The 12,785-nt window shown below is 34.3% G+C and carries 10 protein-coding genes; 5 read left to right on the forward strand and 5 right to left on the reverse strand.

The window, feature by feature from the left end; translation table 11 throughout:
- The first annotated feature begins 5 nt into the window (after positions 1 to 5).
- The gene (locus tag ACFSJT_RS08700) at positions 6 to 2,429 is read left to right on the forward strand and encodes an ABC transporter permease (protein WP_378319867.1); all 2,424 of its coding nucleotides are present in this window, start codon (positions 6 to 8) and stop codon (positions 2,427 to 2,429) included.
- A gap of 62 nt (positions 2,430 to 2,491) precedes the next feature.
- Positions 2,492 to 3,154: an ABC transporter ATP-binding protein gene (locus ACFSJT_RS08705; RefSeq protein ID WP_378319868.1), complete on the forward strand. Its 663-nt coding sequence runs from the start codon at positions 2,492 to 2,494 to the stop codon at positions 3,152 to 3,154.
- Between the two features lie 240 nt (positions 3,155 to 3,394).
- Here the strand turns inward: ACFSJT_RS08705 and ACFSJT_RS08710 are convergent, their stop codons facing one another.
- From ACFSJT_RS08710 to ACFSJT_RS08730, 5 genes are all read right to left on the reverse strand, one after another.
- Entirely contained in the window at positions 3,395 to 3,760 is a 366-nt protein-coding gene (locus ACFSJT_RS08710) for an endonuclease domain-containing protein (RefSeq protein WP_378319869.1), read from the reverse strand.
- Between the two features lie 87 nt (positions 3,761 to 3,847).
- Positions 3,848 to 5,350: a carboxypeptidase-like regulatory domain-containing protein gene (locus ACFSJT_RS08715; protein ID WP_378319870.1), complete on the reverse strand. Its 1,503-nt coding sequence runs from the start codon at positions 5,348 to 5,350 to the stop codon at positions 3,848 to 3,850.
- A gap of 181 nt (positions 5,351 to 5,531) precedes the next feature.
- On the reverse strand, positions 5,532 to 6,185 hold the full coding sequence (locus ACFSJT_RS08720) for a DUF6090 family protein (RefSeq protein WP_378319871.1): 654 nt from the start codon (positions 6,183 to 6,185) through the stop codon (positions 5,532 to 5,534).
- A 137-nt stretch (positions 6,186 to 6,322) separates the two neighbouring features.
- Positions 6,323 to 9,919, reverse strand: coding sequence for an ABC transporter permease/M1 family aminopeptidase (locus tag ACFSJT_RS08725; protein ID WP_378319872.1), 3,597 nt, complete (start codon positions 9,917 to 9,919; stop codon positions 6,323 to 6,325).
- Positions 9,916 to 10,803: an ABC transporter ATP-binding protein gene (locus ACFSJT_RS08730; RefSeq protein ID WP_378319873.1), complete on the reverse strand. Its 888-nt coding sequence runs from the start codon at positions 10,801 to 10,803 to the stop codon at positions 9,916 to 9,918. Before ACFSJT_RS08730 ends, ACFSJT_RS08725 begins: the two co-directional genes overlap by 4 nt.
- 171 nt (positions 10,804 to 10,974) lie before the next feature.
- On the opposite strand from ACFSJT_RS08730, the gene hemB reads away from it, so the two are divergent.
- The 3 genes from hemB to ACFSJT_RS08745 are packed head-to-tail and all read left to right on the forward strand — an operon-like array spanning position 10,975 to position 12,764.
- Positions 10,975 to 11,949 carry a porphobilinogen synthase gene (hemB, locus tag ACFSJT_RS08735; RefSeq protein WP_378319931.1) on the forward strand — a complete coding sequence of 325 codons (975 nt, stop codon included), beginning with the start codon at positions 10,975 to 10,977 and terminating at the stop codon, positions 11,947 to 11,949.
- Between the two features lie 21 nt (positions 11,950 to 11,970).
- Positions 11,971 to 12,357 (forward strand): tellurite resistance TerB family protein, encoded by a 387-nt coding sequence (locus ACFSJT_RS08740; protein WP_378319874.1) that lies wholly within the window; start codon positions 11,971 to 11,973, stop codon positions 12,355 to 12,357.
- Positions 12,358 to 12,371: 14 nt separating this feature from the next.
- The gene (locus tag ACFSJT_RS08745) at positions 12,372 to 12,764 is read left to right on the forward strand and encodes a c-type cytochrome (protein WP_378319875.1); all 393 of its coding nucleotides are present in this window, start codon (positions 12,372 to 12,374) and stop codon (positions 12,762 to 12,764) included.
- The last annotated feature ends 21 nt before the right edge of the window (positions 12,765 to 12,785 follow it).

Consider the following 12,785-nt stretch of genomic DNA (forward strand, 5'->3'; position numbering starts at 1 on the left):
CAATCATGTTTAACAATCATATTAAAATCGCATGGAGGGCCCTTTTAAAACACAAAGCATTATTTACCATTAACATCCTTGGTTTATCCATAGGTGTTGCTGCCGCATTGATCATATTTCTTTTTGTCTCAGACGAGTTAAGCTATGATCGTTTTCACAGAAATTCTGATCAGATCGTTCGAGTGGTGCTTAAAGGGAAGATGAATGGAGAAGTAATTAAAGAAGCGGCCACTCCAGGTCCTGTTGGGCCTACCTTACAAGAAGAATTCCCCGAAGTATTAAAAGCAACACGTCTAAGACCACAGGGGACTCCTCAAATAACCTATAAAAACAATACTTTTAGAGATCATAAATTTGCATATGTAGATTCCAATTTCTTTGAAGTATTCACCGTGCCTTTCCTTAAAGGAGATTCAAAAACAGCTTTAAAAGAACCAAATACCATTATCATCACCCAAGAGTTAGCTTCGAAATATTTTGGAGAGGAAAATCCAATAGGGCAACTACTTGATTTCAAAGAATGGAAGCAACAGTTTAAGGTAACGGGAGTAATGCAACAACTGCCCCAAAATTCTCATTTTCATTTTGATGTTTTTGGGTCTATGGAAGGTGTTGCTGATGCAAAAGAGGCCAGGTGGATAGTATCAAACTACCATAATTACTTACTTCTTGATAATAGTTCTGAAAGTAAAGCGATCGAAAATAAATTACCAGGTATTGTGGAGAAATATATGGGTCCACAGATAAAAAAAACTTTGGGTATGACCTATGAAGAGTTCAAAGACGGTAATGAGATAGGACTATTTCTACAACCACTCACTGATATTCATCTTCATTCAGACTTCGCCGATGTTTCTAATCTCGAACCAGGAGGTGATATAAAAACAGTATATATTTTTAGTGCCATTGCCATATTTATTTTAATAATTGCGTGCATCAATTTCATGAACCTATCTACCGCTGCGGCATCCAAAAGAGCCAAAGAAGTGGGAGTAAAGAAAGTTATGGGATCATCTAGAAGCGAATTGATCAGACAATTTTTGATAGAATCATGTATAGCGACAATGATAGCCATGTTTTTGGCAGTGATCATTGTTATTTTGACATTGCCATTATTTAATAATCTATCAGGTAAGACATTAGATATGGCGTATATTCTGGATCCAAAACTTCTATTATACTTTGGATTTTTGGGAATCTTTATCAGTTTTTTAGCAGGGAGCTATCCGGCTTTTTTCTTGTCATCATTTAAACCAATTATTGCGCTCAAGAATACCTTTAAAAATACAGGTAAAACCAAAGGTATACGCAGTGGATTGGTTGTTTTTCAATTTATGATATCGGTGGGACTTATCATTGCAACCTTAGTGGTAGATCAACAAATGGCGTTTATACAAAACAAGGATATAGGATACCAAAAAGACCAAATACTGGTATTACGAGATTCTTGGATGCTGGGAGCAAATGAAGAAGTTTTTAAAGAGCAATTGGCCAAAGATCCCAGGGTTTCTAGTATAACGATGTCAGGGCATATTCCAGCAGGACCTACATATACGTATATGACGCGTATCTATGCAGGTCAAAATTCTGAGGCAGTCAGAAGAAGTGTCGTGTATAATATTGATGAACAATACATTCCTACCTTGGGGATGGAACTTGTTGCCGGTAGGAATTTTTCTAAAGACTTTGGTTCTGAATCTAAAAATATGATTATCAATGAGACTTCTGCAAGGATTTTAGGATTTACAAATGACGCCGTTGGAAAAACAGTAACCATGGCAATCAACAATGAAGGCGGTACAAAAACATATACAATAATAGGAGTTGTAAAGGATTTTCATTTTAACTCGTTACATGAACCTATTGATCAATTAATTATGCTCCATGATAAGAGTTCAGGGCTGATTATAAGAGCAAAAACAGCCGATATGTCTGCACTCATTGCAAGTGTACGGCACTTATGGAATAGTTTTAACACCAGCGAACCCTTTTCTTATGGATTGCTTGATGAGTTATATAATCAAACGTATATCAAAGAACAAAAAATGGGTGCAATCCTCAGAATATTTGCCTTGCTTACCATCTTTGTGGCCTGTCTTGGCTTATTCGGACTCATAACTTTTACGGCAGAACAGCGATTTAAAGAAATCGGAATCCGAAAAGTATTAGGATCTAGTGTGCCGCAAATCATCACGATGCTGTCCTCTGATTTTCTAAAATTAGTACTTATTTCATTTTTGATCGCATTTCCGTTAGGATTTTATGTGATGAATATATGGCTGGAAGATTTTGCTTATCGTATTCAAATACAGTGGTGGATATTTGCTTTGGCAGGCTTAATTACAATAGGTATTGTATTTATGACTATAAGTTGGAAAAGCTTTAAAGCAGCATCTATGAATCCGGTGAATAGCTTACGTACAGAATAATTCTTTTTTCCCTGGAACTTGAATATTTAATGAATAATAAATTTCAGAAAACTTAAATTAATATGTTACTACAACTAAATAAAGTATCAAAATGGGTACAATCAGGAGGTCAAAAAGTTTACTTATTAAAAAATATTGATCTTTGGGTGCATGAAGGAGATTTTATCTCGATAATGGGGCCATCGGGATCTGGAAAATCTACCCTGCTCAATGTCATCGGGATGCTTGATAGTTTTGATGAAGGAGAATATACTTTTCTTGAAGACCCAGTACATACATTGAAAGAAAAACATCGCTCGAATTTATACAAGCAGTATATAGGTTTTGTGTTTCAGTCGTATCATTTGATTGATGAGCTAACAGTAAAAGAAAACCTTGAAATGCCTTTGTTGTATAAAAAATATGGGGGGTCAGAACGTAAAGCATTAGTGGCTGATATGCTGGATCGTTTTAATATCGTGGGTAAAAAAGATCTTTTTCCTGCTCAGTTAAGTGGTGGGCAACAACAATTGGTAGGTATTGCCAGGGCACTTATTGCTAACCCCAAACTTATCTTAGCAGATGAACCCACCGGGAACCTGAATTCTAAACAAGGGGAGGAGATTATGGAAATATTTTCAGGGCTTAACAAAGAAGGTGTAACCATTATCCAGGTAACGCATTCCGAAAAAAACACTTCCTATGGTTCTAGGATTATTAATTTGTTGGATGGCGGAATAGTGTAAATAATACCAGTTCTTATATGAAGTTACTGATATACGAATTGAACTATTTTGATTTTAGGCTAGGTAAAAAATTTATGGATAGCCATAGCTATCGATCAATTTTATAACGAAGCATCAAGTCAAAAGAGACAATTTTATACGGTAATTTCATGTGAGAAATGGTATAATAACATTGCTAATAGGATACTTCCCCTATAATAGGGGAAGGTGTTTCACATTTTGTGAAACGGAAGGGGTGATTCACGTTATATTAAAATTATCTTTTATTTTTGCTAAAACAGAAGGAAGATGATCGAAAACCATGTAATTTTCAAAACGAACTACTGTAAAACCTAAATTTTCTAATTCTTGATCTCTATTAAAATCTTTTTCTTGAGATTTATTATTTTTATGGACCTCCCCATCCAATTCAATAATTAATTTTTCTTTGGCACAATAGAAATCAACAATGTAGTTTTTAATACTATGCTGTCTTCTGAATTTTCTTCCCCCTAATTTTTTGTTTTGAAGATAGTTCCATAAAAAGGCTTCTGCAGAAGTAATATTTTTTCGAAGTTCTCTACGATACGTTTTTAACTCAGGTTTGTTGTGTAATTTTTTCTTCATTTTATACTCAGTTCTACCCTTTCCGACCCGCTTTTGAGCGGGCCACCTTTCCCTTTCAAGGGAAAGGAACATTTTTGTTTAACCAAGTTACTCCATTACAGGAGCAACAGTAAACTGTCTAATTGCGGCATTAGGTTCAATGATATTATATCCTTTCCAGAATTCGGGATTATACTGTGATAAATATTCTGGTTTAATAGATGTATTCTCCTGACTACTATTGTAATCGGCTTCACTTATTTGTTTTGCGTCAAAGACTACGATTTCATATTTATTGACATTACCAATACCAGCGTCAATTTCTAGAGCCAACTCATTTTGCTTACGTCTTCCTTTAACATGTTTATTTTTTTCGATAACTTTCAATGGGCGATCCACTCCAAAAATATTACCCTTTATTTTTTCCAGATATTTTACAGTGTATTTATTATCTGGTCCTTTAGTAAAAATAGTAGTTCCTTTGTAAACATTCTCTTTATAACTAAGTCCCAAAAGTCTGAAGTTTCTAAGTAGCTTTACATTTTCATAATCAACACGCATAATTGCAAAGTTTTCTGTGTTTACATAAAGAGTTCCCTTAAAATCTTCTTTTCGCTTGGGCGAAAAATCGATAATATATACGCTGCTATCATCCATATAAGTATAATCTACCAGTTTAAACTCATAACGATTGGATTTACGAATAAAATTCAGCGTAGGATCTTCCTGAAAAAACATATTTTTAAAAAGCCCCTGAATGGCCGATCTTCTATACTTTAAGAAATGACTCTTATCTTCTTTTTTGTCATCCAGCTCTTCTTTGGCTGCGGTAGCTTCGTCATTATTTTCGAGGATCGAATCCACCTGTACTTTGGTACCAAAGATTCCCGATTTTATTTTTAGGTATGAATCGGGTCTTACGTTTTCTTTAAAAATTTTTTCTAATCTTTCTGACAATGCTTCCATAGATCCCGAATTATTTTTGTCATACAATTCTGCTGCCTTGATGATATTAATTTTCCGTTTTTCGGGACCCCCATAATAATCACATAGTGTTTCTGTATAATACTCAGATTTTCTGGGGATGAGCTTGGTAACACTATCTATAAATTGTTTGTTGAGTTCTTCGATAGTTGATTTTTTGAATTCAATATCAAAAGTATTTAAGGAGTTAAATTCTGATTGCCTGAAGAATAATCGCTTTTGGGTCAAATCAAAGTGGTAATTCTGTTCTAATCGCTCTTCAACATTCTCGATGATTTCATCTACGGTAAGTTTTTTATTAGATACAAAAACACTTTTAAGAGCTATGGCTTTAGGGGCAATATAAATAATGCTGTCTGTAACATTTTCGACTGCTAATCCTATTTTTTCATACCCCATCGATGAGATATAGATTGAATCGATTTCTTTAGAAATATTATCTAATGTAATACTAAATCGACCTTCTTCATTGGTGATGATACCTTGATTTTCTGAAACTTGCACAGTAGCATAGGGTATAGGTTCGTTGGTTTTTTTATCAACTACTTTTGAAGTTATGGTTTGTGCACTAGTTATTGCTGTGCATAAGAATACTAGAATAAATGCATCGATTGTTTTGTGTGTCATGATTTGAAATTTGGTTCAAATTAGTATGTATATCTAAAGACGACTTTCTAAGCAAGAAAGTTGCCTTTGGTTTTAATAAAAATAAGACTGAAAAGGAAAGTGTTTGTTACAGAGGCAGTTAATTAAAATAAAAAAGACGAGATCGATCTTTTAATTTTGCGTTTAGAAGATAAAAACACTACTAAAGTTCTTTGTCAAAAACCTGAATAATACTATCACACTGCGCAATACCTTTTTTGGTGGCAGTAATTTGTATACTGTAAGATCCTCCTAAACTTTGAATAATTCTTTTCAATAACTTTTCATCATCAAAAGGAAATTCGTTATTCGCCATTTTATCAAAATCTGAATGGTAGATATAATAGCTTCCCAGATATTCTCTATGAATAATTTCTTGGCGCTCATAGGCTTTCATTACTTTATGTAAATCCCCAGAGTAGTATTTTTGTATTGCTGATTTTAGTTTCAAGTCATCAAAAAGTTTCAAGTCTCCTGAATTAATGAGCGTTTTATAAGTAATATCTTGAGGAATAAATTCAATTAACGGAGAGATCTTAAATATCTTTTCTAAAATACTCATTTTGTCTTGAGCGTTTGTGTTCAGAAAAGGAGAGATCTCTCGAGCTTCTTTTTGAAAATCTATTAAGGTTTGCAGATTATCTTCTAAAGCTTTTTTGTCGGTTTTAATATCATTTTTCAGATTTTCGAGATACGCCATTCTCAGTTTGTTGTCCTTACTATTTTCAGAGCATTTGTTTAAACTAAAAGCGATTGTTATACCTATAATTACAATTAGAGTTTCTCCTAGTGCGTATTGCCAATTGATTTTTTTCATTTGATGATTCAAATTTTAAATATCAAGGATAAGGTACTAATTAAATTCATCATGAGTTTAATAGCATGAAAAATCCCAATCAAAACAGCGTTGTTTTGATTGTGGATTCGGACCTTCCATTAACTATAGTCGCATTTTTATTCTATAGCTTTTAAGTTATCGTTAGAATTTCTGTCGATCAATTTGTTATAAGGGTCAATCCCAGCTTTTACCGGTTTTTGGTCGGTAACCATTGTAAATGTATTCTCTCCCGGTTGTAACCATTTACGCTCTAAATAGTACGGATTTTTCAAAGGCACATCTTCTTCATTTGTAATATCTTCGCCAAATAACCCAATTTCAATATAATTAGGTTTATCATCGGTTCGCTCTTCTTTTCCTTCATTATCGTAATAGATTTTTTTGGTGTCTACTGTGAAGGTAGTTTCATATCTGCCGTTATCTAGTTTTTTGGACGTTCCGGAAACAACTCGGTTCTCGTACATGACAATCTTTTTAAAACCATCTTCTACACTATATTTTAAAGAATCGGGCGTAATAGAATAAATCGCATCGAATAGATTTTCTGAAGTAGGATATACTCCCTTTTCGAAATGCTTATATTCATTCAAAAAGTTCTTAAGCGCTTGATTCATTCTATCTTCTCCAATTAGATCTTGAAGTTCATACATAATCATAGATCCTTTACGATACCAGATATGAGGACCATACTCTACATTAAGTAATGATCTTTCTGGTTTAAAACTTAATGCTCTGCTTCTTAGGTAGTCATCCAAAGAATACTTTAAGAAGTTTTTAATACCGTTTTCCCCGTACTCATGCTTCATAGTCATAAGGGACGTATACTCTGCTAAGGTTTCAGAAATAATATTAGCCCCAGATGTTTTACTAGGAGTAACGATATGGCCCCACCATTGGTGCGCTACTTCATGTGCTGTAACTCTAAATGCATAATTAAAATCTTCTGCTTTATCAAAATTAGCAACGAATCCAAAATCCTCAGAATAGGGTATAGTGGTAGCAAAAGATTGTGCAAAAGTAGAATGCCCTGGAAATTCTACAATACGTAATACAGAATTGGGATATTCATAGAAGTTCTTAGAACAGTAGTCTAAAGCAACTTTGGCACCATGAATGAAATAATCAAGATTACGCTTATGTTTTGGTGAATGATAGATTTCTATAGCTACTTTTTTTCCGCTGGGAGCAGTCCAACTTGATTTTTCTATATCGTATCTTGCTGAAACCACGTTAAAAAACAGGTCTGTTTGTGATTCTAGTTGGTAATGATAATAAGCACGGTCGTTTTCTTGCCATTGTTTCACTAATTTTCCAGGTGCAAGAGCCGTTTGATCAATTGCAGTACTTACGACTGCCTCAAAATTAATGTAATTGGCATCTTCATTAAATAAATTTTTCTTTAGAGCCGTAGAATCCGTTCTGGGCGGGTAGAGGTAGTCTAATTTTTCTAAACCATTTTTAATACGCACTCCGTTATCGATCAAACTCCTTTCATAATGAAACCTGGGAAATATGGAGTTATTAAAGAAAGATCCATTATATAACACCTGGGTTTCCCTGGCATTGGCAAACCCTTTAGTTTCGGCAGTTACTTCTATGATAAGCGAGGCTTTTTCCTGGGGTTGTATGGCATTGGGTAATTTGTAGAAATACATTCTATATACCGAGTCTGTTAGAGTAGGAGTAATTTCCTGTCCGTTATACATTACTTTTTTCAATGTAAAATGTTGCCCGGGATACTGTACTTCTAGTAATAAGGTGTCTATAGCTTTTTCGTGAGGGTTGAAAATTTTAAATTCGCCTCTGGCTTTTAGATCTCTTTCTTTAGGGAAAACATCAATGTATGCCTTCAGGTCGGTTACGATAGGATGTTCTTTGCCAATATATTTTGCGTATTTTTTTTCGGCATCTGCATCTACTTTTTGGGCATAATTTCCATCTTGTATAGTGTTTACTATTTTTAAATTATAATAGCTATACCCCGTTACCGATGCGAATATGAGGATTATGGTTATGGTTGCCAAAATTGTATGAGAATCGAAACGTTCTTTGGCTAATGACAATCTTTCTTTAACAGAAGAAAAGAATCCTCTTGTCCAGAACACTTTACCAATCATCATTAGTATAGCCGTAAATAATGTCCAATATAAATTAAGCCAGGTAATTCCAGTAAGATAGTGTCCAAAACTATTAAGATCACTTATAAAAAATGGAGTAGGCTGGCCAAAAACGAGTAAGGGATTATTGCTTTTAAATCCAAAAGTCACCAACAAAGGCAAACCAACATAAAGTAATATCACAATAAAGTGCCCTAAGAATTTATTATTAACCAGGACATGAATAAAAAATGCTAACAGCACTGTCATGATTAATCCTGGAAATAAAATGACAAAATTATATATGAAATACATATCCAATTCATATACAAAATAACCACTGAAGGTTTGAAATAACATTCCTACGATAATATTGGTTAGAGCAAGGATTATCGATATTCCAAGAAGGGCAATAATTTTAGAAAAATATAAACTCGAATCACTAATTGGCAAAGCATCATAAAATACAAAGGTTTTATTTTTTCGAGTTCTATGCACGGCTTCTCCAGAATAAATTATTAAAATTATAGCCGAAAACAAGGAGATACCTCCTGATGCAAAAAGCGCAACATATCTGGTAAGGGGTAGGTTAGGAGTGCCATACGTTTCATTTGCCAGAAAAATCGTTACTAGTGAAATTATAATACCGATGGTTAATAGAATGATGAATACAGGATCTTTAACAATAGACAAAAACTCTATTTTGCTTAAAGACCATAGTTTTTGTCTTTCTGTGCTCTTCGAAAAAAATTGAGTAACAGAAGTTACCAAAGATCTTTGGTAGGGACCACTATCGGTTTTCTTCTCTTTTTTTCCTGAAACTAAAAACTTTTTATAATTAAATTTGAAGAGTGTAATTAGAAAAAATAAAAGACCGATGGCTAACCACAACAATCTATTCAATAAAAACTTGCCATAGATTGGCAATTGATTTGAATTTAATTCGGCAATGGACCAATACTTTTTGATGAAGCTAAACGCTTCACCGCCAAAAGGATCAAGATATATACTCATCCATTGGTTGTCTAAATTCCCCAGTAGACTTTCTGACAAAGTGTTCAATAAAAATAGACAAATTCCACCCAAATAGATAATTGGCATTTTTTTAAAGAAAGCCATCAAAGAGAAAAATAAGGAGCCCACCAAAAGTGCATTGATTTGCAGTATAAAAATAAATGGCAATAGGTATGAAGATAGATTATAATTGGTATATGTTCCATAATCTGGTCTTTCCAGAAAATCACCGATACCAAAACCCATCATAACACCGATCACAATACCAACGTTAAGAAGGGTAGCAATAGAGAAGCTGCCCAAAAACCTACCCAATATATATGATTTTTGAGTGATAGGAAATGTAAAATAGGTTTGAGCTGTTTTATGATCATGATCTCTGTAAATAGGAACACCCATAATAGCTGCATAAAAGAAAATACTGATCACCGATATTGCGGTCATTACGTTAGCGATCTTTGTGGGGCTATTTACAAATTCTGCGGTAGAAGATCGCTGTAAAGCAGCAAATAGAATGGCAAGACCAATACCTAAGGCAAAATAGATCCAGGTTGCTGGTCTTTTTAGCCTATAGTGGAGTTCGAATATAAATACTTCTTTCATATAGCTGCCTCCTGCTCTTGTTTTTTGTTAATACAGTAGAAGTAAAAATCTTCAAGATCATTGTCTACAATTTCAAATCCTTCACCCGGATTTGATTCACTGTATACATTCACATAAAATTGTCCACCTCTTAGATAATTGGACAGTACGGTAAAATCGTTTTCAAGGATTTCTAATTCAGATTTCTCAATATGTTTTCTGTAAACTTTACCACGTAATGTGTCTGACAATTCTTGCGGATTTCCTTCAATCAAAATTTTACCTTCATTAAATACGGCCATTCTTTGACATAGATTGGTTACATCATCTACAATATGGGTACTTAGAATCACCACTGCATTTTCTCCCAACTCACTTAATAGGTTATGAAAGCGATTACGCTCTAATGGATCAAGACCAGCGGTAGGCTCATCAACAATAATTAATTTAGGACTACCAAGTAATGCCTGCGCGATCCCAAAACGTTGTCGCATACCTCCTGAAAAATCGCCTAGATTTCGATTTCTAAACGGATATAAGTTTACTTTATGAAGTAAGTCGGCTACGTAGTCTTTTCGTTCACTCTTATTTATGATACCTTTAACCTTGGCGATATGATTAAGCATCATTTCTGCAGATACCTTTGGGTATACACCAAAATCCTGAGGAAGATATCCAAGTGTTTTTCTTATCTCATCAGGCTGCTTAAAAACGTCGATGCCATCAAACTGAATGTTGCCAGAGTCTGCTAATTGTAAAGTAGCGATGGTTCGCATTAATGTAGATTTTCCGGCTCCGTTAGGTCCTAACAGACCAAACATTCCCTTTTCAAGATTCAAGTTGACATCTTTTAAGGCCTGAGTGCCATTGGGATAGGTTTTATTCAAATTTTTTATAGTAAGCATAGAGTTAATTTTAAAGGCATATGCAGTTTTAAAGTTAGTACTTCTTGTTAAGGTTTTGTTACAATGATAGCCATGTTTTTTAAATAAAGTTAGCTTTAAAGATGCGTTTATTAACGATAATGTATAATAGATATTATGAGTATCTTTACTTCGATTAATTTATTATTAAGAATGCAACTACTTCGCAGAAACAGACGACTTAGAACTAATGAAGCGATTCGTTCCTTGATTAGAGAACATACAATTACTCCAAATGATTTTTTAGTTCCCATTTTTATTGTAGAAGGAAAAGGTATTAAAGAAGAAATTCCTTCTATGCCTCGCTATTATAGATATAGTTTGGATATACTTAAAAAAGAAGTTAAAGAACTTTGGTCCTTAGGTTTAAAATCGGTGCTACTGTTTGTAAAAGTGCCTGATGAGCTTAAGGATAATAAGGGTACTGAAGCATTAAATGCTGATGGCTTGATGCAAAGAGCTATTAAAACAGTAAAAGATGCAACACCAGATATGTTGGTCATGACTGATGTAGCTCTAGATCCATACTCGTCATACGGGCACGATGGGATTGTTGACGATGGATATATTGTAAATGATCAAACGTGTGAAGTGTTGGCACAGATGTCATTATCTCATGCACAAGCAGGAGCAGATTTTGTAGCCCCTAGTGATATGATGGATGGACGTATTCTGGCTATTCGCGAATTGCTGGAAAAAGAAAATTTCAAGAATACTGGTATCATGAGCTATAGCGCCAAATATGCTTCGGCATTTTATGGCCCTTTTAGAGATGCATTGGATTCTGCACCGGGATTTGGAGATAAAAAAACATATCAGATGGATTTTGCCAATCGTGATGAAGCCATCAAAGAAACGATTATGGATGTCGAAGAAGGTGCTGATATTGTAATGGTAAAGCCAGGTATAGCATACTTAGATTTGGTTAGAGATGTCAGAGATAGTGTAGATGTGCCGGTAGCAGTGTATCAGGTAAGCGGAGAATATGCTATGTTGAAAGCAGCTGCAGAAAAAGGATGGCTGGATCACGATTCAGTAATGCTGGAACAGATAATGGCTTTTAAAAGGGCTGGAGCACATATCATTGCAAGCTATTTTGCCAAGGATGTGGTGAAGCTTTTGGGTTAGAATAATATAAAATCAAGACTTATGGTAAGTAGAGAGAGATTATATAGGACATTCGGTGAGTTGTTATACGTAGTTGCCATGAGCGATGGAGTTATACAGAAGGAAGAAGTCGAAACCCTGGAAAAGATTTTAAAAGGACATCCAAAGGGTAAAGAAATTAAATGGTCTTTTGATTATGAAAGTGCCAACCAAAATAATGTCGAAACGCTGTACAAAAAAGTTATTGAGGTATTTTCTGATAACGGCCCCGATGTAGAATACGATTTTATGATCTATGCACTTACCGAAATAGCCGAAGCCAGTAAAGGGATTGATCCTAAAGAGGAAAAAGTGATCACCAATTTTTCTAAGGATCTATTAGAACGATTTTTAAAAGATATAGAAAAAATCAAAGAAAAATACACATAATACATTCACTGTAAATGCAAAAAACAACTATCATACTCATCACTTTGGCCTTATTTGCAGTAAGTTGTCAATCTGAAAAAAAAGAAAAAGAAGATATTAAGATTGGAACAAAGAAAAAAGAAATTTCTGCTTTTGATACAGGAAAGAAAATTTTTAACGGAAAAGGTAAATGCTATACCTGCCATAAAATAGATAAAAAGTCCATTGGACCGGGGGTGCATGAAATTGTAAAAATCTATAAAGAACAAAATGCAGACCTGATCGCTTTTTTAAAACAAGAAGCAGAACCGATCGTTGATCCAGAAACCTATGCGGTTATGAAAACAAACTTTGCCATCATTAAAACATTTTCTGAAGAAGAGCTCAAAGCATTAGAAGTTTACATGACAGAAGTAAGTGAACAATAATGATCACAATACATTTCAAAA

Origin of the sequence: Aquimarina celericrescens (genome assembly GCF_042682765.1) — a bacterium.
Lineage (GTDB): Bacteria > Bacteroidota > Bacteroidia > Flavobacteriales > Flavobacteriaceae > Aquimarina > Aquimarina celericrescens.

What these genes read in the sequence shown, in the direction of transcription:
- ACFSJT_RS08710 (WP_378319869.1), bottom strand. Translation starts at nt 3,760, where the DNA reads ATGAAGAAAAAATTACACAACAAACCTGAGTTAAAAACGTATCGTAGA.
- ACFSJT_RS08740 (WP_378319874.1), top strand. Translation starts at nt 11,971, where the DNA reads ATGGTAAGTAGAGAGAGATTATATAGGACATTCGGTGAGTTGTTATAC.
- ACFSJT_RS08725 (WP_378319872.1), bottom strand. Translation starts at nt 9,919, where the DNA reads ATGAAAGAAGTATTTATATTCGAACTCCACTATAGGCTAAAAAGACCA.
- ACFSJT_RS08730 (WP_378319873.1), bottom strand. Translation starts at nt 10,803, where the DNA reads ATGCTTACTATAAAAAATTTGAATAAAACCTATCCCAATGGCACTCAG.
- ACFSJT_RS08745 (WP_378319875.1), top strand. Translation starts at nt 12,372, where the DNA reads ATGCAAAAAACAACTATCATACTCATCACTTTGGCCTTATTTGCAGTA.
- ACFSJT_RS08720 (WP_378319871.1), bottom strand. Translation starts at nt 6,185, where the DNA reads ATGAAAAAAATCAATTGGCAATACGCACTAGGAGAAACTCTAATTGTA.
- ACFSJT_RS08705 (WP_378319868.1), top strand. Translation starts at nt 2,492, where the DNA reads ATGTTACTACAACTAAATAAAGTATCAAAATGGGTACAATCAGGAGGT.
- hemB (WP_378319931.1), top strand. Translation starts at nt 10,975, where the DNA reads ATGCAACTACTTCGCAGAAACAGACGACTTAGAACTAATGAAGCGATT.
- ACFSJT_RS08715 (WP_378319870.1), bottom strand. Translation starts at nt 5,350, where the DNA reads ATGACACACAAAACAATCGATGCATTTATTCTAGTATTCTTATGCACA.
- ACFSJT_RS08700 (WP_378319867.1), top strand. Translation starts at nt 6, where the DNA reads ATGTTTAACAATCATATTAAAATCGCATGGAGGGCCCTTTTAAAACAC.